General features: G+C 60.4%; 22 protein-coding genes. 18 read left to right on the top strand and 4 right to left on the bottom strand.

The annotated features are described in order from the left end of the window. The first annotated feature begins 62 nt into the window (after positions 1-62). From dnaE to ispD, 8 genes are all read left to right on the top strand, one after another. Positions 63-3584 carry a DNA polymerase III subunit alpha gene (dnaE, locus tag M2394_RS04880; RefSeq protein WP_259171801.1) on the top strand — a complete coding sequence of 1174 codons (3522 nt, stop codon included), beginning with the start codon at positions 63-65 and terminating at the stop codon, positions 3582-3584. Positions 3585-3712: 128 nt separating this feature from the next. Then, a complete protein-coding gene (locus M2394_RS04875) occupies positions 3713-4660 on the top strand; it encodes an acetyl-CoA carboxylase carboxyltransferase subunit alpha (RefSeq protein ID WP_016974415.1) in 948 nt (315 codons plus the stop codon). Between the two features lie 192 nt (positions 4661-4852). After that, entirely contained in the window at positions 4853-6172 is a 1320-nt protein-coding gene (gene tilS / locus M2394_RS04870) for a tRNA lysidine(34) synthetase TilS (RefSeq protein ID WP_259171800.1), read from the top strand. Positions 6173-6445: 273 nt separating this feature from the next. After that, on the top strand, positions 6446-8077 hold the full coding sequence (locus M2394_RS04865) for a CTP synthase (RefSeq protein ID WP_034096253.1): 1632 nt from the start codon (positions 6446-6448) through the stop codon (positions 8075-8077). Between the two features lie 5 nt (positions 8078-8082). Next, positions 8083-8928: a 3-deoxy-8-phosphooctulonate synthase gene (kdsA, locus tag M2394_RS04860; protein ID WP_010212442.1), complete on the top strand. Its 846-nt coding sequence runs from the start codon at positions 8083-8085 to the stop codon at positions 8926-8928. A 157-nt stretch (positions 8929-9085) separates the two neighbouring features. Further along, entirely contained in the window at positions 9086-10375 is a 1290-nt protein-coding gene (gene eno, locus M2394_RS04855) for a phosphopyruvate hydratase (protein ID WP_178919017.1), read from the top strand. Positions 10376-10558: 183 nt separating this feature from the next. After that, a complete protein-coding gene (gene ftsB / locus M2394_RS04850; protein WP_017137157.1) occupies positions 10559-10837 on the top strand; it encodes a cell division protein FtsB in 279 nt (92 codons plus the stop codon). Beyond that, a complete protein-coding gene (gene ispD / locus M2394_RS04845; protein ID WP_259171799.1) occupies positions 10834-11541 on the top strand; it encodes a 2-C-methyl-D-erythritol 4-phosphate cytidylyltransferase in 708 nt (235 codons plus the stop codon). The genes ftsB and ispD overlap by 4 nt, the downstream gene beginning before the upstream one ends. A 129-nt stretch (positions 11542-11670) precedes the next feature. On the opposite strand, the gene M2394_RS04840 is transcribed toward ispD, so the two are convergent. Then, complete coding sequence (locus tag M2394_RS04840) at positions 11671-12567, bottom strand: LysR substrate-binding domain-containing protein (RefSeq protein ID WP_178919015.1); 897 nt, start codon at positions 12565-12567, stop codon at positions 11671-11673. A gap of 109 nt (positions 12568-12676) precedes the next feature. On the opposite strand from M2394_RS04840, the gene M2394_RS04835 reads away from it, so the two are divergent. The 8 genes from M2394_RS04835 to rpoS all read left to right on the top strand — a co-directional run bounded on the left by M2394_RS04835 (position 12677) and on the right by rpoS (position 19806). Next, complete coding sequence (locus M2394_RS04835; RefSeq protein ID WP_010212435.1) at positions 12677-13789, top strand: S-(hydroxymethyl)glutathione dehydrogenase/class III alcohol dehydrogenase; 1113 nt, start codon at positions 12677-12679, stop codon at positions 13787-13789. Between the two features lie 8 nt (positions 13790-13797). Continuing rightward, positions 13798-14643, top strand: a complete 846-nt coding sequence (gene fghA / locus M2394_RS04830; RefSeq protein WP_176994706.1) for an S-formylglutathione hydrolase — start codon at positions 13798-13800, stop codon at positions 14641-14643. Positions 14644-14697: 54 nt separating this feature from the next. Then, the gene (gene ispF, locus M2394_RS04825; RefSeq protein WP_178919013.1) at positions 14698-15171 is read left to right on the top strand and encodes a 2-C-methyl-D-erythritol 2,4-cyclodiphosphate synthase; all 474 of its coding nucleotides are present in this window, start codon (positions 14698-14700) and stop codon (positions 15169-15171) included. Then, a complete protein-coding gene (gene truD / locus M2394_RS04820) occupies positions 15168-16226 on the top strand; it encodes a tRNA pseudouridine(13) synthase TruD (protein ID WP_178919011.1) in 1059 nt (352 codons plus the stop codon). The genes ispF and truD overlap by 4 nt, the downstream gene beginning before the upstream one ends. After that, the gene (gene surE / locus M2394_RS04815) at positions 16214-16963 is read left to right on the top strand and encodes a 5'/3'-nucleotidase SurE (RefSeq protein ID WP_259171798.1); all 750 of its coding nucleotides are present in this window, start codon (positions 16214-16216) and stop codon (positions 16961-16963) included. Before truD ends, surE begins: the two co-directional genes overlap by 13 nt. Before the next feature lie 41 nt (positions 16964-17004). Beyond that, on the top strand, positions 17005-17640 hold the full coding sequence (locus tag M2394_RS04810; RefSeq protein ID WP_169850588.1) for a protein-L-isoaspartate(D-aspartate) O-methyltransferase: 636 nt from the start codon (positions 17005-17007) through the stop codon (positions 17638-17640). 209 nt (positions 17641-17849) lie between these two features. Next, entirely contained in the window at positions 17850-18692 is an 843-nt protein-coding gene (locus tag M2394_RS04805; RefSeq protein WP_259171797.1) for a peptidoglycan DD-metalloendopeptidase family protein, read from the top strand. Positions 18693-18798: 106 nt separating this feature from the next. After that, complete coding sequence (gene rpoS / locus M2394_RS04800; RefSeq protein ID WP_178919005.1) at positions 18799-19806, top strand: RNA polymerase sigma factor RpoS; 1008 nt, start codon at positions 18799-18801, stop codon at positions 19804-19806. A gap of 237 nt (positions 19807-20043) precedes the next feature. Here rpoS and M2394_RS04795 read toward each other — a convergent pair whose 3' ends face one another. Continuing rightward, positions 20044-20253 carry a cold-shock protein gene (locus M2394_RS04795; protein ID WP_002554837.1) on the bottom strand — a complete coding sequence of 70 codons (210 nt, stop codon included), beginning with the start codon at positions 20251-20253 and terminating at the stop codon, positions 20044-20046. 390 nt (positions 20254-20643) lie between these two features. Here M2394_RS04795 and dcd point away from each other — a divergent pair, with 390 nt between their 5' ends. Further along, positions 20644-21210, top strand: coding sequence for a dCTP deaminase (gene dcd / locus M2394_RS04790; protein ID WP_016973172.1), 567 nt, complete (start codon positions 20644-20646; stop codon positions 21208-21210). A 107-nt stretch (positions 21211-21317) separates the two neighbouring features. Continuing rightward, the gene (locus tag M2394_RS04785; protein WP_176994712.1) at positions 21318-21518 is read left to right on the top strand and encodes a hypothetical protein; all 201 of its coding nucleotides are present in this window, start codon (positions 21318-21320) and stop codon (positions 21516-21518) included. 30 nt (positions 21519-21548) lie between these two features. Here M2394_RS04785 and pdeM read toward each other — a convergent pair whose 3' ends face one another. Then, the gene (pdeM, locus tag M2394_RS04780) at positions 21549-22199 is read right to left on the bottom strand and encodes a ligase-associated DNA damage response endonuclease PdeM (RefSeq protein WP_178919003.1); all 651 of its coding nucleotides are present in this window, start codon (positions 22197-22199) and stop codon (positions 21549-21551) included. After that, positions 22199-24679 (bottom strand): ligase-associated DNA damage response DEXH box helicase, encoded by a 2481-nt coding sequence (locus M2394_RS04775; RefSeq protein ID WP_259171796.1) that lies wholly within the window; start codon positions 24677-24679, stop codon positions 22199-22201. Before M2394_RS04775 ends, pdeM begins: the two co-directional genes overlap by 1 nt. Between the last annotated feature and the right edge of the window lie 7 nt (positions 24680-24686).

Here is a 24686-nt window from a genome sequence, read left to right as displayed (position 1 = left end):
ATGTTTTTGCCAAGGCCCGGTACAATCCGGGCCTTGTTGTTTTCCACGTATAAGAGATCACTATGCCGGCTTCATTCGTTCACCTACGCCTGCACACTGAATACTCCCTGGTCGACGGCCTGGTACGGATCAAACCGCTGGTCAAGACTCTGGTGGGCATGAACATGCCTGCGGTCGCGGTGACCGATCAGAACAACATGTGTTCCCTGGTCAAGTTCTACAAGAACGCCATGGGCGCCGGCATCAAGCCGATCTGCGGCGCTGACCTGTGGCTCTCCAATAAAGACCCGGATAACCCACTGAGCCGCATCAGCCTGCTGGCGATGAATGGCGTCGGTTACCGCAACCTCACCGAATTGATTTCCCGTGGTTTTATCGACGGCCAGCGCAATGGCTCGATCATCATCGAGCGCGAGTGGGTCGCCGAGGCCAGCGAAGGCCTGATCATGCTGTCGGCCGCTAAAGAGGGCGAGATCGGTATCGCGCTGCTGGGTGGCAACCCCCAGGAAGCCGAAGTGCTGGCCAGTGAGTGGATGCAGGTCTTCCCCGACCGTTTCTACCTGGAAGTCCAGCGCACCAACCGCCCCAACGATGAAGAGCACCTGCACGCCGCCGTCGCCCTGGCCGACAAGCTGGGCGCACCGCTGGTGGCCACCAACGATGTGCGCTTTATCAAGAAGGAAGACTTCGAGGCCCACGAAACCCGCGTGTGCATCGGTGAAGGCCGAGCGCTGGATGACCCGCGCCGCTCCAAGAACTACAGCGAAGAGCAGTACCTCAAAAGCGCCGAGGAAATGGCCGAGCTGTTCAGCGACCTGCCCGAGGCCCTGGAAAACTCCGTCGAAATCGCCAAGCGCTGCAATATCGAAGTGAAGCTGGGCAAGCACTTCCTCCCCAACTTCCCGATTCCCGATGGCATGACCATCGATGAGTACTTCCGCAAGGTATCGTTCGATGGCCTGGAAGAGCGGCTCACGGTCCTGCTGCCCAAGGACACTACCGAAGATTACGACGCCAAACGTCAGGTCTACGTCGATCGGCTGAATTTCGAGCTGGATATCATCATCCAGATGGGGTTCCCCGGTTACTTCCTGATCGTGATGGACTTTATCCAGTGGGCCAAGAACAACGGCGTGCCGGTGGGCCCTGGCCGGGGGTCAGGTGCTGGCTCGCTGGTGGCCTATGTGCAGAAGATCACCGACCTCGACCCGCTGGAATATGACCTGCTGTTCGAACGATTCCTGAACCCGGAACGGGTTTCCATGCCCGACTTCGACGTCGACTTCTGCATGGACGGTCGTGACCGCGTGATCGAATATGTGGCCGAAAAATACGGCCGCAACGCGGTCAGCCAGATCATCACCTTCGGTTCGATGGCCGCCAAGGCTGTAATCCGCGACGTGGCGCGGGTGCAGGGCAAGTCCTACGGCCTGGCGGACCGCCTGTCGAAGATGATTCCGTTTGAAGTCGGCATGACCTTGGAAAAGGCCTTTGAGCAGGAAGAGATCCTGCGTGACTTCATCAAGGTCGATGAAGAAGCCGCCGAAATCTGGGACATGGCCCGCAAACTCGAAGGTGTGGTGCGTAACGTCGGCAAGCACGCCGGTGGTGTGGTTATTGCGCCCACCAAACTCACCGACTTTTCGCCGATCTATTGCGACGAAGAAGGCGACGGCCTGGTAACCCAGTTCGACAAGGATGACGTGGAGGCGGCCGGCCTGGTGAAGTTCGACTTCCTCGGCCTGCGAACCCTGACGATCATCGACTGGGCGCTCAAGACCATCAACCGTGACCGCGCCAAGGTGGGCGAAGAGCCGCTGGACATCGCGTTCATCCCGCTGGACGACAAGCCGACCTACACCCTGCTGCAAAAAGCCGAAACCACGGCGGTGTTCCAGCTTGAATCCCGCGGCATGAAGGAACTGATCAAGAAGCTCAAGCCCGACTGCCTGGAAGACTTGATCGCACTCGTGGCCCTGTTCCGTCCGGGCCCGCTGCAATCGGGCATGGTGGATGACTTCATCAACCGTAAGCACGGCCGCGCCGAGCTGGCGTATCCGCACTCCGACTACCAGTACGAAGGCCTCAAGCCCGTACTGGCACCGACCTACGGCATCATCCTGTACCAGGAACAGGTGATGCAGATTGCCCAGGTGATGGCCGGCTACACCCTCGGCGGCGCAGACATGCTGCGTCGAGCCATGGGTAAGAAAAAACCCGAGGAAATGGCCAAGCAGCGCGGCGGTTTCATTGAAGGTTGCGCCACCAACAATATTGACGCGGACCTGGCCGGTAACATTTTCGACCTGGTAGAGAAGTTCGCGGGTTACGGCTTCAACAAATCCCACTCCGCCGCCTACGGCCTGGTGTCGTACCAGACCGCCTGGCTGAAAGCCCACTACCCGGCGCCGTTCATGGCCGCGGTGCTCTCGGCGGATATGCACAACACCGACAAGGTCGTGACCTTGATCGAGGAAGTGCGCACCATGAAGCTGCGCCTCGACGCGCCGGACGTGAACGCCTCGGAGTTCAAGTTCACGGTGAACGACGAAGGCCGCATCATTTATGGTCTGGGCGCGATCAAGGGCGTGGGCGAAGGCCCGGTGGAAGCCATCACCGAAGCGCGCCAGGACGGGCCGTTCAAGGATCTGTTCGACTTCTGCGCGCGGGTCGACCTCAAGCGCATCAACAAACGTACCCTCGATGGCCTGATCCGCAGCGGCGCGCTCGACCGTCTTGGCCCGTATTTCCATGATGAGCCCAAGGCCTACCAGGCGAACATCGATCGCAATCGCGCGGTGCTGCTGACCGCGATGGAGGAAGCGATCAAGGCCGCCGAGCAAACCGCGCGCACCCACGACAGTGGTCACGCCGACCTGTTTGGCGGGCTGTTCGTCGAGGAAGATGCCGATGTGTACGCTAACCACCGCAAGGCCAAGGAGCTGACCCTCAAGGAGCGCCTCAAGGGTGAAAAAGACACCTTGGGCCTGTACCTCACCGGTCACCCGATTGACGAGTACGAAGGCGAGATCCGCCGCTTTGCCCGTCAGCGCATCATCGACCTCAAGCCTGCGCGGGATACCCAGACCGTTGCCGGCATGATCATCGCCCTGCGGGTAATGAAGAACAAAAAGGGCGACAAGATGGGCTTCATCACCCTCGACGACCGCTCGGGCCGTATCGAAGCGTCACTGTTTGCCGACGCATTCCACTCCGCCCAGTCGCTGCTGCAGACCGACGCCATGGTGGTGGTGGAAGGGGAGGTCAGCAACGACGACTTCTCCGGTGGCCTGCGCCTGCGGATCAAACGGGTGATGAGCATGGAAGATGCCCGTACCAACCTGGCCGAAAGCCTGCGCTTGAAGGTGAAAACCGAGGCGCTCAAGGGCGATCAGCTACGCTGGTTGGGTGACCTGCTCAAACGCCACCGTGGCGCGTGCCCGGTGACCATGGAGTACACCGGCAGCGACGCCAAGGCCATGTTGCAGTTTGGCGAGACCTGGCGAATTGATCCCGCCGATGGCTTGATTCAAGCTTTGCGTGACCAGTTCGGGCGAGACAACGTCTTCCTCCAATACCGTTGACGGTCAGGGCACCTGATCTCGACTAAACATTTAATCTCGACCTAAACGCGCCTCTCCCTTAAGGTAGGGCGCGAATAGACAACCGGCTGGCCAGGCACTCCCTGGCCGTCGACCCAAGACGGACGCTTATGAACCCGAATTTTCTTGATTTCGAACAGCCGATCGCTGACCTGCAAGCCAAGATCGAAGAGCTGCGCCTGGTCGGCAATGACAATTCGCTGAATATCGGCGATGAAATCTCCCGCCTGCAAGACAAGAGCAAGACGCTCACCGAAGACATCTTCGGCAAGCTGACCAGCTGGCAGATCGCGCGCCTGGCCCGCCACCCGCGCCGTCCGTACACCCTGGACTACATCCAGCACATCTTCACCGAGTTCGACGAGCTGCACGGCGACCGTCACTTCTCCGACGACGCGGCCATCGTGGGCGGTATCGCTCGCCTGGACGACCAGCCGGTGATGGTGATCGGCCACCAGAAAGGCCGTGAAGTGCGCGAGAAGGTGCGCCGCAACTTCGGCATGCCGCGTCCGGAAGGCTACCGCAAGGCGTGCCGCCTGATGGAAATGGCTGAACGTTTCAAGATGCCGATCCTGACCTTCATCGACACCCCGGGTGCTTACCCAGGTATCGACGCCGAAGAACGCAACCAGAGCGAAGCCATCGCCTGGAACCTGCGCGTCATGGCCCGCCTGAAAACCCCGATCATCGCCACCGTGATTGGTGAAGGGGGTTCCGGTGGTGCACTGGCCATTGGCGTGTGCGACCAACTGAACATGCTGCAATACTCGACCTACGCGGTGATCTCGCCGGAAGGTTGCGCCTCGATCCTGTGGAAAACCGCAGAAAAGGCGCCGGACGCTGCCGAAGCCATGGGCATTACCGCAGATCGCCTCAAGGGCTTGGGCATCGTGGACAAGGTTATCGCCGAGCCATTGGGCGGTGCCCACCGCGACCCGGCTGCCGCGTCTGCCACCATCCGTGCTGAACTGGCATCGCAACTGGCGATGCTCAAGAAGCTGGATAACGAAGCGCTGCTGGCCCGTCGCTACGAGCGCCTGATGAGCTACGGTCTCTAAGACCCACGCAATACCCAATGTGGGGGCCAGCTTGTGTGGGAGCGTGGCTTGCCCGCGATGCAGGCGCCTCGGTTATGCAGTTGTACCGAGGTGATGCTATCGCAGGCAAGCCAGCTCCCACACAAGCCAGCTCCCACATTTGCTTTGTGTATGCTGGGCTGACGTACTCCAGATTTGCAGCGGTAACCTGTGATGAAACCAGCTCTGTCCGCCAAACTCCTGCAAACCCTGGCCCCCTGGCGCAATGCCCCGGCCTGGCACATCGCATTCTCGGGTGGCCTTGATTCCACCGTCCTGCTGCACCTCCTGGCCTCTTTGGCAAACACCGAAACCCTGCCACCCCTCAGTGCTGTGCATGTTCACCATGGCCTGCAAGCAACTGCTGACCTGTGGCCGGAGCATTGCCAGTCGGTATGCGACACGTTGGGCGTGCCGCTGCGGATCATGCGCGTGCAGGTCCGGCCCGGTGCCAGTCTTGAGCGTGCCGCCCGCGACGCACGCTACCAGGCCTTCGCCGAAGTGATCGGGGCAGGGCACGTGCTGCTGACGGGCCAGCATCGCGATGACCAGGCCGAAACCCTGCTCTTCCGCTTGCTGCGCGGGGCAGGCGTGCGCGGGTTGGCGGCAATGCCGGTGCAGCGCCCATTGGCGGATGGTTACCTGGTGCGGCCACTGCTGGATGTCTCCCGTGAAGCGCTGGAAGCCTACGCCCACGCGCATCAGCTCAAATGGATCGAAGACCCCTCCAACGCCGACCCGCGATTCTCCCGCAACTACCTGCGTCATCGCGTGTTTCCCGTGCTCACCGAGCGCTGGCCCCAGGCCGTCTCGAGCCTGGCGCGTACTGCGGAGCATCTGAGTGAAGCCCAGGGCCTGCTGGATGAGCTGGCTCGGATGGATCTGCACGCTGCCGATCAACCCTCACCCTTTCCCTGGCTGCCCTTGCCGTCCTTGGCTCTTGCGCCCTTGTGCGAGCTTTCCGGCGCCCGCCAGCGCAATGCCTTGCGTCATTGGCTGAACCCACTGACCCGTTTGCCCGACAGTGACCACTGGGCTGGCTGGGATGCCTTGCGCGATGCCAAGGGTGACGCGCAGCCCCTATGGCGCCTGGCCGACGGTGAATTGCACCGTTGTGGCGAGCGTATCTGGTGGTTGCCTGTCACTTGGTCGGATTTTTCGGGCGACGCAGTGAGTTGGACTTGTCCAGAAAAAACATTGGCGTTGCCCGGTAATGGCGAGCTGGAAATTGTCGGCAAGGTGCCCGAAGGGCCGTTCGAGGTTCGCTATCGCCAGGGAGGCGAAATCGTGGAAGTGCCAGGTCGCGGCCGGCGAGACTTGAAGCGCCTGCTGAATGAGTGTGGGTTGCCGGGGTTCGTGCGTGGCAGATTGCCGCTGCTGTATCAGGGCGAGCAATTGCTGGCTGCCCCAACCCTTGCCGGGCTGTGGCGCGGCCCGGCAAGTGACTGGCAATTGCATTGGGTGCCACAGAGCTGCGATAGAGGTTTGAGCTGATAGAGCCTTTCCGGTAGACTACGCTCCCTTCTTGATACAACTTCTGTGGATTCTCCTGAATCGCAGCAGTTGCCGATTACCAAGCAGTCTTTGCTGGGCGATTCCAAAAAATGTGTAGCGATCAACGTACCGGTGTTTCACTGCTGGTCTGTCACAACGCGGCGGTTTTTTTGAAAGGTGCACTGTGATTAATGCAGGTGATCGGGGGCTTCGGCCTTCCTTCGCTTTCCCCGGCGGCTCGGACCGCTTTAACGCAGACTTCTAGGGTTTTTCATGACGCGCTACATATTCGTCACGGGCGGTGTTGTTTCTTCATTGGGGAAAGGCATTGCCTCCGCTTCATTGGCGGCCATCCTGGAGGCGCGGGGACTTAAGGTCACCATGCTCAAGCTGGACCCGTACATCAACGTTGACCCGGGCACCATGAGCCCGTTCCAGCACGGTGAAGTGTTCGTCACCCACGACGGCGCCGAGACCGACCTGGACCTGGGCCACTACGAGCGGTTCATCCGCACGACCATGACCCAGAACAACAACTTCACCACTGGCCGTGTCTACGAGCACGTGCTGCGCAAAGAGCGCCGTGGTGACTACCTGGGTGCAACCATCCAGGTGATCCCGCACATCACCGACGAGATCAAGCGCCGCATCATCAAGGGTGCAGGCGATGCCGACGTGGCGATGGTCGAGATCGGTGGCACCGTGGGTGACATCGAATCCCAACCGTTCCTCGAAGCCATCCGCCAGTTGCGTTTCGAAGTCGGCGCCAAGCGCGCGATGCTCATGCACCTCACCCTGGTGCCGTACATCGCCACTGCCGGCGAGACCAAAACCAAGCCAACCCAGCACTCGGTCAAGGAACTGCGTTCCATCGGCCTGCAGCCGGACGTGCTGGTGTGCCGCTCCGATCACCCGATCGACATTTCCTCGCGTCGCAAGATCGCGCAGTTCACCAACGTTGAAGAACGTGCGGTGATCGCGCTGGAAGACGCCGACACCATCTACAAGATCCCGGGCATCCTGCACTCGCAGGGCCTGGATGATTTTGTGGTCGAGCGTTTCGGCCTGCAATGCGGTGGTGCGGACCTGTCCGAGTGGGACGCCGTGGTCGACGCCAAGCTCAACCCTGAGCACGAAGTCACCATCGCCATGGTCGGCAAGTACATGGAGCTGCTGGACGCGTACAAGTCGCTGATCGAAGCGATGAGCCACGCCGGTATCAGCAACCGTACCAAGGTCAACCTGCGCTACATCGACTCTGAAGACATCGAGAACCAGGGCACTGCGCTGCTCGAAGGTGTCGACGCGATCCTCGTCCCGGGCGGTTTCGGCCTGCGTGGCGTGGAAGGCAAGATCACTGCCGTGCAGTACGCTCGTGAGAACAAGGTGCCGTACCTGGGTATCTGCCTGGGCATGCAAGTGGCCGTCATCGAGTTCGCCCGTAACGTGCTGGGCTGGAAAGACGCCAACTCCACCGAGTTCGACAGCAAGAGCGGCCACCCGGTCGTGGGCCTGATCACCGAGTGGGAAGATGCCACCGGCGCTGTTGAAGTCCGTACCGAAGCGTCCGACCTGGGCGGCACCATGCGCCTCGGCGCGCAAGACTGCCTGCTGGAGCCGGGCTCGCTGGTTCACGACTGCTACGGCAAGGACGTGATCGTCGAGCGTCACCGTCACCGCTACGAAGTGAACAACAACCTGCTGCCGCAGATCAAAGAAGCTGGCCTGAAAATCTCCGGCCGCTCCGGTGATGGCGCGCTGGTTGAAGTGGTTGAAGCACCGGATCATCCATGGTTCGTGGCGTGCCAGTTCCACCCTGAGTTCACTTCGACGCCGCGTGACGGTCACCCGCTGTTCAGCGGTTTCGTCAAGGCTGCACTGACGCAACACCAGAAGAAGGCGTAACCCTGATGGCCCAGAAGATCATTCGCGTCGGCGACATCGAGATTGCCAACGACAAGCCCATGGTGCTGTTTGGCGGCATGAACGTGCTGGAAAGCCGCGACATGGCGATGCAGGTCTGTGAAGAGTACGTCAAGGTCACCGAGAAACTCGGTATCCCTTACGTATTCAAGGCCAGCTTCGACAAGGCCAACCGTTCGTCCGTGACCTCCTATCGCGGCCCGGGCCTTGAAGAAGGCATGCGGATCTTCCAGGACATCAAGCAAGCCTTCGGCGTGCCGATCATCACCGACGTCCACGAGCCTGAGCAGGCTGCCGTGGTCGCCGAGGTGTGCGACATCATCCAGTTGCCGGCCTTCCTGTCGCGCCAGACCGACCTGGTCGTCGCGATGGCCAAGACCGGCGCTGTGATCAATATCAAGAAAGCCCAGTTCCTCGCGCCCCAGGAGATGAAACACATCCTGAACAAGTGCGTGGAAGCGGGTAACGACCAGTTGATCCTCTGCGAGCGGGGTTCGAGCTTCGGCTACAACAACCTCGTGGTGGACATGCTCGGTTTCGGCATCATGAAACAGTTCGAATACCCAGTGTTCTTCGACGTGACCCACGCGCTGCAAATGCCCGGTGGTCGCGCCGACTCCGCGGGCGGGCGTCGTGCCCAGGTGCTGGACCTGGCCAAGGCGGGCATCAGCCAGTCGCTGGCGGGCCTGTTCCTGGAGGCCCACCCGGACCCGGACAACGCCAAGTGCGATGGCCCTTGCGCCCTGCGCCTGGACAAGCTGGAGCCGTTCCTGGCCCAGCTCAAGCAGTTGGACGAACTGGTCAAGAGTTTTCCGACGGTAGAGACCGCGTAAGCCGCGTTTCTCCGGTAGAATTTCCCACGCTTTACGCTCAGGCCTACGGGCCTGAGCCTTGTCGTCTGCAAGCCTGCCTCGTTGTTCCACCCTTGCGGTCGGTCAAAAGATTTCCTTCAGCTGCGTCGTTTTCGTCAACTTTGGAGTGTTTACAACAATGGCAAAAATCGTCGACATCAAAGGTCGTGAAGTTCTCGACTCCCGTGGCAACCCCACCGTCGAAGCCGACGTGCTTCTCGATAACGGCATCATCGGCAGCGCCTGCGCGCCGTCCGGTGCTTCTACCGGTTCGCGCGAAGCGCTGGAACTGCGTGATGGCGACAAGAGCCGTTACCTGGGCAAGGGTGTACTCAAGGCTGTAGCCAACATCAACGGCCCGATCCGTGACCTGTTGCTGGGCAAGGATCCGCTGGACCAGAAAGCCCTGGACCACGCGATGATCAAGCTCGATGGCACCGAAAACAAAGGCAGCCTGGGCGCCAACGCCATCCTCGCCGTGTCCCTGGCCGCTGCCAAGGCTGCTGCCCAGGACCAGGACCTGCCGCTGTACGCTCACATCGCCAACCTGAACGGCACCCCGGGTGTGTACTCGATGCCGGTACCGATGATGAACATCATCAACGGTGGCGAGCACGCCGATAACAACGTCGACATCCAGGAATTCATGGTGCAGCCGGTTGGCGCCAAGACCTTCTCCGAAGGCCTGCGCATGGGCACCGAGATTTTCCACCACCTCAAGGCTGTGCTGAAGGCCCGTGGCCTGAGCACTGCAGTGGGTGACGAAGGTGGTTTCGCACCAAACCTGGCGTCCAACGAAGATGCACTGAAAGTGATCTCCGAAGCCGTGGCCAACGCTGGCTACAAGCTGGGCACCGACGTGACCCTGGCCCTGGACTGCGCGGCCAGCGAGTTCTATGAAGACGGCAAGTACAACCTGTCCGGCGAAGGCCAGGTGTTCAACTCCGAAGGTTTCGCTGACTACCTGAAAGGCCTGACCGAGCGCTACCCGATCATCTCGATCGAAGACGGCCTGGACGAGTCCGACTGGGACGGCTGGAAAATCCTCACCGACAAGATCGGCGAGAAAATCCAACTGGTGGGCGACGACCTGTTCGTGACCAACACCAAGATCCTGAAAGAGGGCATCGACAAGTCGATCGCCAACTCGATCCTGATCAAGTTCAACCAGATCGGCACCCTGACCGAAACCCTGGAAGCCATCCAGATGGCGAAGGCTGCGGGTTATACCGCCGTGATCTCCCACCGCTCCGGCGAAACCGAAGACTCCACCATTGCCGACCTGGCCGTGGGTACTTCGGCGGGCCAGATCAAGACCGGTTCCCTGTGCCGTTCCGACCGTGTTTCCAAGTACAACCAATTGCTGCGCATCGAAGAGCAACTGGCTGGCAAGGCCAAGTACAACGGTCGTGGCGAGTTCCGCGGCTGATCGCTACTTGATGTAAAGCATGGTAAAAAGTCGACGGGTTGCGTCGGAAAAAACTCGATGGAGTGGATTTCGGCGCTAATCTGATGGCTATCAAGCACAAGCCTGGTTTTTCCAGGCTTCGTGCTATCAGTTGCTTCAAAAGTTTTGCATGGCTGTCTTTTTTTACTGGATACCCGGATTTCGATGCGCAGTCCCAATTGGTTGTTCCTCGTCTTGCTCTTGTTGCTGGCTGGCCTGCAATACCGCCTTTGGGTGGGTAATGGCAGCTTTGCGCAGGTGAAAGAACTGACCCAGCAAATTGCCGACCAGCATGCCGAAAACGAACGTCTGCTGGAGCGCAACCGCGTCCTCGATGCTGAAGTGCTTGAGTTGAAAAAAGGCACGGAGACCGTTGAAGAACGGGCTCGTCATGAATTGGGCATGGTCAAGGAGGGCGAAACCCTCTACCAGTTGGCCCAATGAGCAACTCCCTACCGGCCTTCTGGGCCGTGATTCCTGCCGCGGGCGTGGGTGCCCGTATGGCTGCAGACCGTCCCAAACAGTACTTGCAACTGGGCGGGCGCACTATTCTTGAACACAGCCTCGGCTGTTTCCTCGACCATCCTTGCCTCAAGGGCCTGGTGGTCAGTCTTGCTTCTGATGATCCTTATTGGCCTGCCCTGGCGTGTGCGGCCGACCCGCGCATTCAGCGTGTGGACGGCGGCTCGGAACGATCGGGCTCGGTGCTCAATGCCTTGCTGCACCTCAATGCCCTGGGTGCCAGCGATGACGACTGGGTGTTGGTGCATGATGCGGCGCGGCCGAACCTGAGTCGCGATGACCTGGACCACTTGCTTGCCGAGCTGGCGGACGACCCGGTGGGCGGCCTGCTGGCGGTGCCGGCCCGCGACACGCTCAAGCGCGTCGACAAGCGCGGTCGGGTGGTGGAAACCGTCGACCGCAGTTTGATCTGGCAGGCCTACACGCCGCAGATGTTCCGCCTGGGGGGCTTGCACCGTGCGCTGGCTGACAGCCTGGTGGCCGATGCGGTGATCACCGACGAGGCCTCGGCTATGGAATGGTCGGGCCAGGCACCGCGTCTGATTGAAGGGCGCTCGGACAATATCAAAGTAACCCGGCCCGAGGATCTGGAGTGGTTGCGGTTGCGGTGGGCTAACCGGCACTAGTCAATTGCACCGCGTCGACTCTTTCGCGAGCAAGCCCGCTCCCACATTCAACCGTATTTCTCCAGAATGTACGCGGTCAAATGTGGGAGCGGGCTTGCTCGCGAAGAGGCCAGCACAAACAACCCATACTTACACGCTGTACTCAGGCCGCTGTGCCAACCCCACCTTCAAAAAATCCACCAACTTGCGCACTTTCGGCGACAAATGCCGCTGCTGCGGATACAACGCCCACACCGCCGTATTCGGCGGTTGATGCGCTTCCAACAGCGACACCAGCGCACCACTGTGCAAATGCTCCAGCACGTAATAATCCGGCAACTGGCACAACCCCACGCCCTGAAGTGCGGCATCCAGCACCGCCTGCCCACTGTTGCAGCGCCAGTTTCCCTGCACGCGCTGGGAGAATTCCCGCCCGTCCTGAGCCAGTTGCCAGATATCCGAGCTGCCGATCAGGCAATTGTGCCGACTCAATTCCGACAAGCTATGTGGCCGACCATACCGTTCCAAGTAGGACGGCGAAGCGCACAAGTACATGCGCCGGGGCGCCAGGCGGCTGGCAACCATGCGTGAATCCTGCAGGCGGCCCAGGCGGATCGCCAGGTCGAGGCCTTCGTGCACCAGGTCCAATTGGCGGTTGGTCAGCTCAATGTCCACGCGCAATTGCGGGTAGAGCGCCATGAACCGCGTGACCAGCGGCACGATAAAGCGCTCGCCGTACGCCACGGCGCAGGTCATGCGCAACATGCCCTTGGGCTCACTGGTGAGGTCGCCGACTGCGCGCAGGGCTTCTTCGCGGCCATCCTGCAGGCGCTGGCAATGCTGCAGAAAGGTCTGGCCGGCCTCGGTCAGGGTGACCTTGCGCGTACTGCGATAGAGCAGGCGGGTTTGCAGGCGTTCTTCCAAGCGTGCCACCTGCCGGCTGATGTGGGACGAAGACACCCCGAGTCGCTCGGCCGCGGCGGTGAATTGGCTGCATTCGGCTACGGCGACAAACTCATCGATGCCTTCCCAGCGGTTTTCCAGCATGGTGATTATCCCCGTACAGCAATAAAGTTTTGCTTTTGGTTGGATTATTAATCAACAGGCCATGTTTTACACTCGCCGTCTCAGTTTTTAACCCCCTGGAGAAACCCGGATGATCAAGTCCCGCGCCGCCGTAGCCTTCGAAGCCAAGAAGCCCCTCGAGATCGTTGAAGTGGATGTGGCCATGCCCAAGGCGGGCGAAGTGCTGTTGCGCGTGGTTGCGTCCGGTGTCTGCCATACCGACGCCTACACCCTGTCGGGCGCAGACCCGGAAGGTATCTTCCCGTCGATCCTCGGCCACGAAGGCGGCGCGGTGGTTGAAGCGATCGGCGAGGGCGTCACGTCGGTGGCCGTGGGCGACCACGTGATCCCCCTGTACACCCCGGAATGCGGCAAGTGCAAATTCTGCCTGTCGGGCAAGACCAACCTGTGCCAGGCCATTCGCTCCACCCAGGGCAAGGGCCTGATGCCGGATGGCACCACGCGCTTCTCCTACAAGGGCCAGCCGATTTTCCATTACATGGGGACTTCGACCTTCTCCGAGTACACCGTGCTGCCGGAAATTTCCGTGGCCAAGATTCCTAAAGAAGCGCCGCTGGAAAAAGTCTGCCTGCTGGGGTGCGGCGTCACCACTGGCATCGGTGCGGTGATCAACACCGCCAAGGTCAAGCCAGGCGACACCGTGGCCATCTTCGGCCTGGGCGGTATCGGTTTGTCAGCGGTGATCGGCGCGGTGAAGGCTAAGGCGGGTCGCATCATTGCCATCGACATCAACCCGGCCAAGTTCGAAATCGCCAAGCAGCTGGGCGCTACCGATTGCATCAACCCGAAAGACTACGACCGCCCGATCCAGGACGTGATTGTCGACCTCACCGACGGCGGCGTGGACTTCTCCTTCGAGTGCATCGGCAACGTGCAACTGATGCGCGCCGCCCTCGAGTGCTGCCACAAGGGCTGGGGCGAGTCGGTGATCATCGGCGTGGCCGGTGCCGGCCAGGAAATCGCTACCCGCCCATTCCAGCTGGTTACCGGGCGCGTCTGGCGTGGTTCGGCGTTCGGCGGCGTGCGCGGCCGCAGCGAATTGCCAAGCTACGTGGAAATGGCCCAGACCGGCGAGATCCCGCTGGACACCTTCATCACCCACACCATGGGCCTGGAAGACATCAACAAAGCGTTTGACCTGATGCATGAAGGCAAGAGCATTCGTACCGTCATCCACTTCTGAGGTCGGCCATGAGTCTGGAAAACCTGTCGTGCCAGAAGAGCTTCGGCGGCTGGCATAAACGCTACAAGCATCATTCCGATGTGCTCGGTTGCGACATGACCTTCGCCGTCTACCTGCCGCCGCAAGCGGAGCAGGGCGGCAAGCTGCCGGTGTTGTACTGGCTGTCCGGCCTGACCTGCACGGATGAAAACTTCATGCAAAAGGCCGGCGCCCAGCGCATGGCGGCCGAACTGGGGTTGATCATCGTGGCACCGGACACCAGCCCCCGTGGCCCCGGTGTGCCGGGCGACCCGGACAACGCCTGGGATTTCGGCCTCGGTGCGGGCTTCTATCTGAATGCCACGCAGGAGCCTTGGGCCAAGCACTATCGGATGCATGACTACGTAGTGCAGGAATTACCGGCACTGGTTGAAGCGCATTTCCCGGCTTCGGACAAGCGTGGCATCAGTGGTCACTCCATGGGTGGCCACGGCGCGCTGGTGTGTGCGCTGCGCAACCCCGGGCGTTACCAATCGGTGTCGGCGTTCTCGCCGATCAACAACCCGATGGATTGCCCGTGGGGCCAGAAGGCCTTCTCGCGTTATTTGGGCGAAGAGCGCTCTAAGTGGCGCGAATGGGACGCCTGTGTGCTGATCAGCGAAGCCTCGGAAAAACTGCCACTGCTGGTGGACCAGGGCGACCGCGACGATTTCCTCGCGGTCCAGCTCAAGCCCGAAGCCCTGCAGCAAGCTGCCAAGGCGGCCAACCATCCGCTGGAACTGCGCCTGCAACCCGGCTATGACCACAGCTACTTCTTTATCGCCAGCTTCATTGACGATCATTTGCGTCATCACGGACGTGCTTTGCTCGGTTAATGTGAGGCAAAAGTAGGTAGAATCACGCCCTGAATTAAATCGGGGCGTTTTTTTATGCGTATTGGTCACGGCTATGATGTGCACCGTTTCGCCGACGGCGATTTCATCACCCTGGGTGGCGTGCGCATTGCACATCACCATGGGTTGCTGGCTCATTCCGACGGCGATGTCGTGTTGCATGCCTTGAGCGATGCCTTGCTCGGCGCTGCGGCGTTGGGCGACATCGGCAAGCATTTTCCGGACACCGACCCGACCTTCAAGGGCGCGGACAGCCGTGTGCTATTGCGTCACGTGGTCGGCCTGATCCATGCCAAGGGCTGGAAGGTCGGCAACGTCGACAACACCATCGTGGCCCAGGCGCCGAAAATGGCGCCGCATATCGAGTCGATGCGGGCGCTGATCGCCGCAGACCTGCAAATTGAACTGGATCAAGTGAACGTGAAAGCCACCACCACCGAAAAGCTCGGGTTTACCGGTCGTGAAGAGGGCATCGCGGTGCACGCCGTTGCCTTGTTGCTGCGCGCATGAATGACCTGCAACTGCTGGGCCCGCGGGCCTATGGCGAGGCCTTGGGCAGCGCGGTACTCAAAGCCACGGCTGAAGACTTCCAGGTCGACGAAGTGCTGGACATCCCGCTGACCGGCGACGGCGAGCACCTCTGGCTGTGGGTGGAGAAGCGCGGGCTCAATACCGAAGAGGCCGCACGGCGTATCGCCAAGGCGGCGGGCGTGCCTTTGCGCACGGTCAGCTATGCCGGGCTCAAGGATCGCCAGGCGCTGACCCGCCAGTGGTTCAGCGTGCAACTGCCCGGCAAGGCCGACCCGGACATGAGTGGTGCGGAAAACGACACGCTCAAGATCCTGAAAATCGTGCGTCACAAACGCAAGCTGCAACGCGGCGCGCATTCGGCCAATGGTTTCACCCTGCGCCTGACCCAGCTGGCCGGTGACACCGCTGCCATCGATGCGCGGTTGCAACTGATTGCGCAACACGGCATTCCCAACTATTTCGGCGCCCAGCGCTTTGGCCACAACGGTGGCAATGTGGTGGACGCCCGTGAGTGGGCGGCGCGCAAAGCCTTGCCGGAGCAGCGCAATGTGCGCTCGCGCCTGCTGTCCACGGCACGCAGTTACCTGTTCAACAAAGTGCTGGCGGCGCGGGTGGCCGATGGCTCCTGGCAGCGTGCGCAAGTCGGTGATCTGCTGGCGTTCACCGACAGCCGCAGTTTCTTCCCGGCCGGGGAGGCTGAATGCAGCGACCCGCGCCTGGCGATTCTCGACCTGCATCCCACCGGGCCACAGTGGGGCGAGGGTGATTCACCGGCCACGGGCGCAACCTTTGAACTGGAGCAGTCGGTCGCCGCCGGTGAAGCGGACTTGCGCGATTGGCTGGCGAAGGCGGGCATGAGCCAGGAACGTCGCATTCTGCGACTGCCCATTGGCGGGTTGACGTGGCATTATCCGTCGCTGGACATTCTGCAATTGGAATTCGTCCTGCCGGCCGGATGCTTCGCCACTGTCTTGGTGCGCGAGCTTGTTGATCTGGTGCCGGTGGGGCAGACGGACAACCCATGCGTATTCTGATATCAAACGATGACGGTGCCACCGCACCTGGCCTTGCCGCGCTCTATGCTGCGCTGCAGGATTATGCCGAATGCGTGGTGGTCGCCCCGGACCAGGACAAGAGCGGCGCCAGCAGTTCGCTGACGCTCGACCGTCCGCTGCACCCGCAAGTCCTGGCCAATGGCTTTATCAGCGTGAACGGCACGCCCACCGACTGTGTGCATCTGGCAATCAACAGCCTGCTGGACCTTGAGCCGGACCTGGTAGTGTCGGGGATCAACCTCGGCGCCAACCTGGGCGATGACGTGCTGTATTCCGGCACGGTGGCGGCGGCCCTTGAAGGGCGCTTTCTCGGCCGGACCTCGTTTGCCTTTTCGTTCGCTTCGCGGCAACTGGATAACCTGCCCACAGCCGCCTATTTCGCGCGCAAGCTGGTGGAGGCCCACGGTTCACTGGACCTGCCGCCGCGTACTGTGCTCAACGTCAATATTCCCAACCTGCCGCTCGACCACATCCGCGGTATCCAGCTCACGCGCCTGGGCCATCGTGCCCGTGCCGCGGCGCCGTTGAAGGTGGTCGACCCGCGTGGCAAGGAAGGCTATTGGATTGCCGCAGCGGGCGATGCCGAAGACGGTGGCCCCGGCACGGACTTTCATGCGGTGATGCAAGGTTATGTCTCGATTACCCCGCTGCAACTTGATCGCACCTTCAGTGATGCCTTCAGTAGTCTCGATGGCTGGCTGGAGGGGCTGCGCTGATGGCTCGTGAACAGGATGACCTGTTGCGCCGTGGCATCGGGATGACCTCCCAGCGCACCCGTGAGCGTTTGATCCAGCGCCTGTATGAAGAAGGCTTGTCCAATGCGCAGGTGCTGGAAGTGATCCGGCGCACGCCACGGCACTTGTTTGTCGATGAAGCCCTGGCGCACCGCGCCTACGAAGACACCGCTTTGCCGATCGGCCACAACCAGACCATCTCCCAGCCTTATATGGTTGCGCGCATGAGCGAGTTGCTGCTGGCGGCGGGGCCGTTGGACAAGGTGCTGGAGATCGGCACCGGCTCGGGCTACCAGACCGCCGTGCTGTCGCAACTGGTGGAGCGTGTGTTCTCGGTGGAGCGCATCAAGGTCCTGCAGGACCGCGCCAAGGAACGCCTGGTGGAGTTGAACCTGCGCAACGTGGTGTTCCGCTGGGGAGATGGCTGGGAAGGCTGGCCGGCACTCGCGCCGTACAACGGCATCATTGTCACCGCCGTGGCGACCGATGTTCCACAGGCACTGCTCGATCAACTGGCGCCTGGCGGGCGGTTGGTGATCCCGGTGGGCTCCGGCGAAGTGCAACAATTGATGCTCATTATCCGTGAAGACGAAGGTTTTTCACGGCATGTACTGGGCGCCGTGCGCTTTGTGCCGTTGCTCAATGGCCCGCTGGCCTGATCATTTGTTCGCGGGCAGTGAATTCTGTCGGTGGCGATGTGTCTTACGGCGGGGTCTATAGAGTCAACATGCTTGGCTTTCGATTTTAAACACGATGAATTTTTCGTTTCAGCCGTGTGCCGGTAAAAAACCAATGCCCAGTTATACTTGCGTCATATTTCAAGCCTGATACAGGCATTCATGTTCAGCCACCACAAAGGGAGCGGCGGGTGAGTCTCACAGGTCTTGCGCAGCGTATGAGTAAAACAAGTTTTCAGCGACTGGTGCTTGGCCTTGTCTTGAGTTCCTTGTTGGCGGGCTGCTCCAGCTCTCCCTCCAGTGGTGCGCGGGTTGTCGACCGCAACAACGCCAGTGCCGTACCCCAGAAGCCGACGGTCACCACCGGGCAATATGTAGTACGAAAGGGGGACACGCTGTTCTCAATCGCCTTTCGCTACGGCTGGGATTACAAGGCGCTCGCAGCTCGTAACAATATTCCTGTCCCCTATACGATACAAATAGGTCAGGTCATTCGCTTTGACGGGCGTACGGGTTCAACGCCTACGAGAGTTGTGACAAACACCGGATCTTCGCCCTCGTCTTCGAGCAAGACCACCATCATCACCCGCCCTGCAGGCACCGCTGCGCCTACGGTTGCGAGCAAGCCGACACCTGCGCCGTTGCCACCTCCAGGCCCTGCGCCGACGGGTTGGGGATGGCCTTCAAACGGCGTGTTGATTGGAAAATTCTCTTCAAACGGTAGTTTGAATAAAGGCATTGATATCGCCGGAGATTTGGGACAGCCTGTTTTAGCTGCGTCTGATGGGACAGTGGTGTACGCCGGGAGTGGTTTACGGGGCTACGGCGAGCTGGTCATCATCAAACACAGCGATACCTACGTCAGTGCTTACGGTCACAACCGTAGGCTGTTGGTTCGGGAGGGGCAGCAGGTCAAAGTCGGACAGACAATTGCCGAAATGGGGTCAACTGGTACAGACCGGGTGAAACTGCACTTTGAGATTCGCCGCCAAGGGAAGCCTATAGATCCGCTGCAATTCCTGCCCCGTCGTTGATGTGTTGCACAGCCTGTTCCCTCACGTAGAAGGAACAGGCTCCAGCGTTGCCAAGGATAAAGGCGTCGCTTGAGCTTGAGGTCGAACTCACCAAAGGACTATAACAATGGCTCTCAGTAAAGAAGCGCCGGAGTTTGACATCGACGATGAGCTTCTCCTTATGGGAGAACCCATCGATACGGAATCGATGTCGAATAATGAGGGGTCAGCTGCACCTTCAGTTCGCACCAAATCCAAGAACTCCACCGCGTTAAAGCAACACAAGTACATTGACTACACTCGGGCGCTCGACGCGACCCAGCTGTACCTCAATGAAATCGGCTTTTCCCCTCTGCTGACTCCCGAAGAAGAAGTCCATTTTGCGCGATTGTCGCAAAAGGGCGATCCGGCTGGGCGCAAGCGCATGATTGAAAGCAACCTGCGGCTGGTGGTGAAAATCGCCCGACGCTATGTCAATCGTGGGCTCTCCCTGTTGGACCTGATCGAGGAGGGCAACCTGGGCCTGATCCGGGCGGTGGAGAAGTTCGACCCTGAGCGGGGTTTCCGCTTTTCAACCTATGCTACCTGGTGGATTCGCCAGACCATCGAACGGGCGATCATGAATCAGACCCGCACGATCCGGTTGCCGATCCATGTGGTCAAGGAGCTCAACGTCTACCTGCGGGCGGCGCGTGAGCTTACCCAGAAACTCGATCATGAACCTTCGCCCGAAGAAATCGCCAACCTGCTGGAAAAACCGGTAGGGGAGGTCAAGCGCATGCTTGGTCTGAACGAGCGTGTGTCTTCGGTCGACGTCTCGCTGGGTCCGGATTCGGATAAAACCCTGCTGGACACCCTGACGGATGATCGTCCTACAGATCCTTGCGAGCTGTTGCAGGACGATGATCTTTCCCAAAGCATTGACCAGTGGCTGTCGGAGCTCACGGACAAGCAGCGTGAGGTGGTGATTCGCCGCTTCGGTCTGCGCGGCCATGAGAGCAGCACTCTGGAGGATGTAGGCCTGGAGATCGGCCTGACCCGCGAGCGGGTGCGCCAGATCCAGGTGGAGGGCCTCAAGCGCTTGCGTGAGATCCTCGAGAAGAATGGCTTGTCGAGTGAGTCGTTGTTCCAGTAACGATTAAGACGGCTATAACAAAACGCCCGGTGCATGGGAGTGCACCGGGCGTTTTGCTGTGTGCTGATCATTCATAACCAACACGTCCCCTGTAGGAGCCCGGCTTGCCGGCGATGGCAGCTCTGAGATCGCCATCGCCGGCAAGCCGGGCTCCTACAAGGGATACCAACACCAAATTACAGGCATAAAAAAACCCCGCTTTTAAGGGCGGGGTCTTTTCGACTAAGTCAGTACAAGTTAGATAACTTGAACTTCTTCAGCTTGCATGCCTTTCTGACCGCGGGTAGCGATGAAAGAAACCTGTTGGCCTTCTTTCAGGCTTTTGAAGCCGTCGGATTGGATAGCTTTGAAGTGAACGAACAGGTCGTCACCGGATTGTGGAGTGATGAAGCCGAAGCCTTTTTCATCGTTGAACCACTTAACGGTACCAGTTTGGCGATTAGACATGGTGTATCTCCTTGGACAAAGTTAACTGCGACTCAGGAAAAGCCCTGGCCGAGACTGAGTGCAAAGAGCAGGAAAAATTCTTGGAGATGGTTGGATCGAAATTCAACATATCGTGTAGAGATTCTCAGTGACACAAGCAGCACAGTGGCGCCACCTTAACCCTTTTTCCGGAACGTGCCAATGATATTTCCGAAGGTTTCTCCATTTTCGTGACTGGCGGTGGTATTTACGGTCACCGGTCGCGTACAACCAGGGTCCCGGCCCCGCTGGCTGCGGCTTATAGCCATGCACGCATTCATCAAGAAAAGCCCGGCGGCCTTTGAACCCCGGGGCCAGCCCCGGTAAGATGCCCAACAGAATTTTTCCACCTCGCTATTCAGGACACCCGCCATGAGCATCAAATCGGACAAGTGGATTCGCCGCATGGCGCAAGAGCACGGCATGATCGAGCCCTTCGTAGAGCGCCAGATGCGCGGCGAAGGCGCCGAACGCCTGATTTCGTACGGGGTTTCCAGCTACGGCTACGATGTGCGTTGCGCCGATGAGTTCAAGGTGTTCACCAACATCAACTCGGCGACCGTCGATCCGAAAAACTTCGACGAAAAAAGCTTCGTCGACATCAAGAGCGACGTGTGCATCATCCCGCCAAACTCCTTTGCCCTGGCGCGCACCGTGGAGTTCTTCCGTATTCCCCGCGACGTGCTGACCATCTGCCTGGGTAAAAGCACCTACGCGCGTTGCGGCATCATCGTCAACGTGACGCCGCTTGAGCCTGAGTGGGAAGGTCATGTGACCCTGGAGTTCTCCAACACCACCACGTTGCCGGCCAAGATCTACGCCAACGAAGGTGTGGCGCAGATGCTGTTCCTGCAGTCCGATGAGGCCTGTGAAGTGTCCTATAAAGACCGTGGCGGCAAGTACCAAGGTCAGCGCGGCGTTACTCTCCCACGCGCTTGATCGAAAGGTCTTACACGTAAAGGGAATTTGTCTGCGGGAAGTGACTCTATTAAGTGTACTGCCTCGGCGCGTGCAAAACGCGCCGAGCCACGCTTGAGGAGTACCTTATGAAGCTCGACCCGCGAATAAGCGCCGAACTCGCTCGGCTTGAACCCAACCAGATTGGTGTTCTGGCCTGGTCCCTGATGGCTGACCCAGCGTTTGCGGGCGGCATTCCCGGCCAACCCGACGAGGACTGGCCACAGCAGCCCACCGAACCGGGTGAACCCACCCTTCCAGATGAACCGCCACCCGCGCCCGTCGCCTGATTTGATTGGGCAGCAGGCATGGCCGGCTCTTCAGCGTACCGGCCATACCTCGTTGCCGCCGATCACAAACACCTGCTGATCCTTGCCCACCTGCACTGGATAGCCGCCCGTAAAAGCGCCAAACGCTGGCAGCACGCTCACCCGCTGGCCGATCTGAAAGCACGGCAGGCGCAAGCTTTGCCGGCCTTTGCCGCGCAAGCGATACACCGGGTGCACATGCCCCGCCAGCACGTGGTGGCTGGGATGGACCTGCGGTTCATGCTGCAGGGCAAATGGCCCCATCAATAAAGGCTCTTCAACCACCTCAATGCCCAAATCCGCAGGCGGGTCGCCCGCACGTTTGTCGTGATTGCCGCGCACCAGCACCAGGATCAGCGAGCGGTGGTGCGCTCGCCACGCCCTCAAGGCCCCAAGGGTGCCCGAAGCGTGGGAGCCTGGACCGTGCAGGAAGTCACCGAGAAAGATCACCTGCTCGCACGTAACAGCGGCCAGAAGCCGATCCAGCGTTGCCAGGTTCTCGGTGGTGGTGCCTTGCGGCACCGGCTGCCCCAGGCTTCGATAAGCCGACGCCTTGCCCAAGTGCGCATCGGCAATCAGCAGGCAGCGGCGGGCGGGCCAGTACACGGCCTTGTCCGCCAGCAGCCACAGCTCTTCACCCTCAAGCATCACTGAACAGGTCATCAACGTTTCCCGTTGTCCGCGACGTTTTCCAGGTCCTTGACCATCCGCGCGATGCGCTCCGACAGTTTTTCCGAGCTCATGCTTTCGCGCATGCGCTCCACCAGCAGGGGGAAGGCCAGGGGGGTAGGCCGTTCGATCAGGTGCATGTCCAGTTTCAGTGTCGACAGGTGATGTAACGTCTGTTCCAACCGGTGAATATCCAACTCATTGCGCAGGACTTCTTCCCCCGCCTGGGTCAGCAGCAGGTTCTGTGGGTCATATTGCTTGAACACCTCAAAGAACAACCCGCTGGAAGCCTGCACCTGACGCGTGCTTTTCGGCGAGCCGGGGTAGCCGGCGAATACCAGGCCGGCGATGCGTGCGATCTCGCGAAAGCGCCGCAGGGCCAGTTCTCCTGCGTTCAGGCTGGCAACAACGTCTTCCAACAGATCGTCGGGGCTCAACAACGCCTCGTCCAGCAATACCGGCCATTGCACTTCTGTGGCGCTTAACAACTCCAGCCCGTAATCGTTGACCGCGATCGAAAAGGTAACCGCCTGATGCCGGCTGACCCGCCACGCCAACAGGCTCGCCAACCCCAGGTGTACCTGCCGCCCGGCAAAGGGATAGAGAAAAAGGTGCCACCCCTCGCGCGACTTGAAGGCCTCGGCCAGCAAATGCTTGCGCGTCGGCAGCCCGGACCAGCGCAATTGCGTCTGCAACAAGGGTTGCACTGCCTGCATCTCCGGGCCGTCGAAATGCCCGTGTGCAGCAGCGTCAAAACGTTCCACCACCGCCTGGGCCAACTCATTGGAAAGCGGCATTCGTCCGCCATTCCAGCGTGGTACAGCGGCCTTTTTCGCGGTGCTGCGCCGTACATAGGCGGTCATGTTTTCCACCCGTACCAGTTCCAGCAGCCGCCCGGCAAACAGAAAGCCATCTCCCGGCTTGAGCCTGGCGATGAAACCTTCCTCGACACTGCCCAGGTTCTTGCCGCCGCCGCCCTTGCTCCAGAATTTCAGGTGGATACTGGCATCGCTCACGATAGTGCCCACGCTCATGCGATGACGACGCGCCAGGCGTGCATCGGGGACGCGCCAAGTGCCGTGCTCATCCGGCTCGACGCGACGGTAATCCGGGTAGGCCGTCAGCGACAGGCCGCCATGCCGTACAAACCCCAGGGCCCAGGCCCAATCGGCGTACGTGAGATCGCGATACGCCCACGCGCTGCAAACTTCAGCCAATAGCGCTGGCGGTGTAAACCCACCGCCCAAGGCCATGCTTACCAAGTGTTGTACGAGTACATCCAACGGTTTGTGGGGCGATTCGCGGGCTTCGATATGCCGCAGGGCAATCGCATCCTGCGCAGCGGCCGCTTCCACCAGTTCCAGGCTATGGGTCGGCACCAGTGTCACCCGTGAGGGCCGCCCTGGCGCATGCCCCGAACGCCCGGCGCGTTGCATCAGGCGTGCGACGCCTTTGGCCGATCCGATTTGCAGCACCCGTTCCACCGGCAGGAAATCCACCCCCAAGTCCAGGCTGGAGGTGCACACCACCGCCTTGAGCTGGCCGTCTTTCAATGCTCGTTCGACCCAGTCGCGGGTTTCCCTGGACAGCGATCCGTGGTGCAGGGCAATCACCCCAGCCCAATCAGGGCGAGCCTCCAGCAATGCTTGATACCAGATCTCCGATTGCGCCCGTGTGTTGGTAAACACCAGGCAACTGGCACAAGCGTCTACCTCGGCGACCACTTGCGGCAGCATCTTCAAACCGATATGCCCTGCCCACGGGAAACGTTCGGTGACAGGCGGTAGCAGTGTGTCCACGTGCAATTGCTTGGCGGTTCGTCCCTGCACATTAATCCCGCCACCTTGTGGGACCAATACCTCTAACGCGTGAGCCTGATTACCCAGCGTCGCGGATATCCCCCACACCACTAACTCAGGGTGCCAGCGCCGCAACCTCGCCAACGCCAGTTGCAACTGCACACCGCGCTTATTGCCGATCAGTTCATGCCATTCATCCACGATGACCATGCGCAGATGCCCCAGGCTTGCTTCGCTGTCGGCCCGCGCCAGCATGAGGGTCAGGCTTTCTGGTGTGGTGACCAGTGTGCTGGGTTGACGTCGCGTCTGGCGTGCACGTTCGCTGCTGCTGGTATCGCCGGTGCGCAGGCCGACACTCCAGGGAATCTGTAGGCTGGCCAACGGCGCCTCCAGGGCACGCGCGGTGTCGGCAGCCAAGGCGCGCATCGGCGTGATCCACAGGACGGTCAGGGGTTCGGCCGGCGGCTTGCGTTTACCGACGACGGGTGGGCGGGTGATGGCGAAGCGGTTAAGTGCGGCAAACCACAGCGCATAGGTTTTACCGGCCCCTGTGTTGGCGTGCAGCAAACCTGAGCGGCCGTCCATGACCGCCCGCCACACTTCTTTCTGAAACGGGAATGGCTTCCAGCCTTTGGCGGCAAACCATTGCTTGGCGTAGTCGTGATGAGGGGCCATGCGGCAG

Source organism: Pseudomonas sp. BIGb0164 (genome assembly GCF_024810135.1).
Classification (GTDB): Bacteria; Pseudomonadota; Gammaproteobacteria; order Pseudomonadales; family Pseudomonadaceae; genus Aquipseudomonas.
This window is presented reverse-complemented; position numbering and strand designations above follow the sequence as displayed.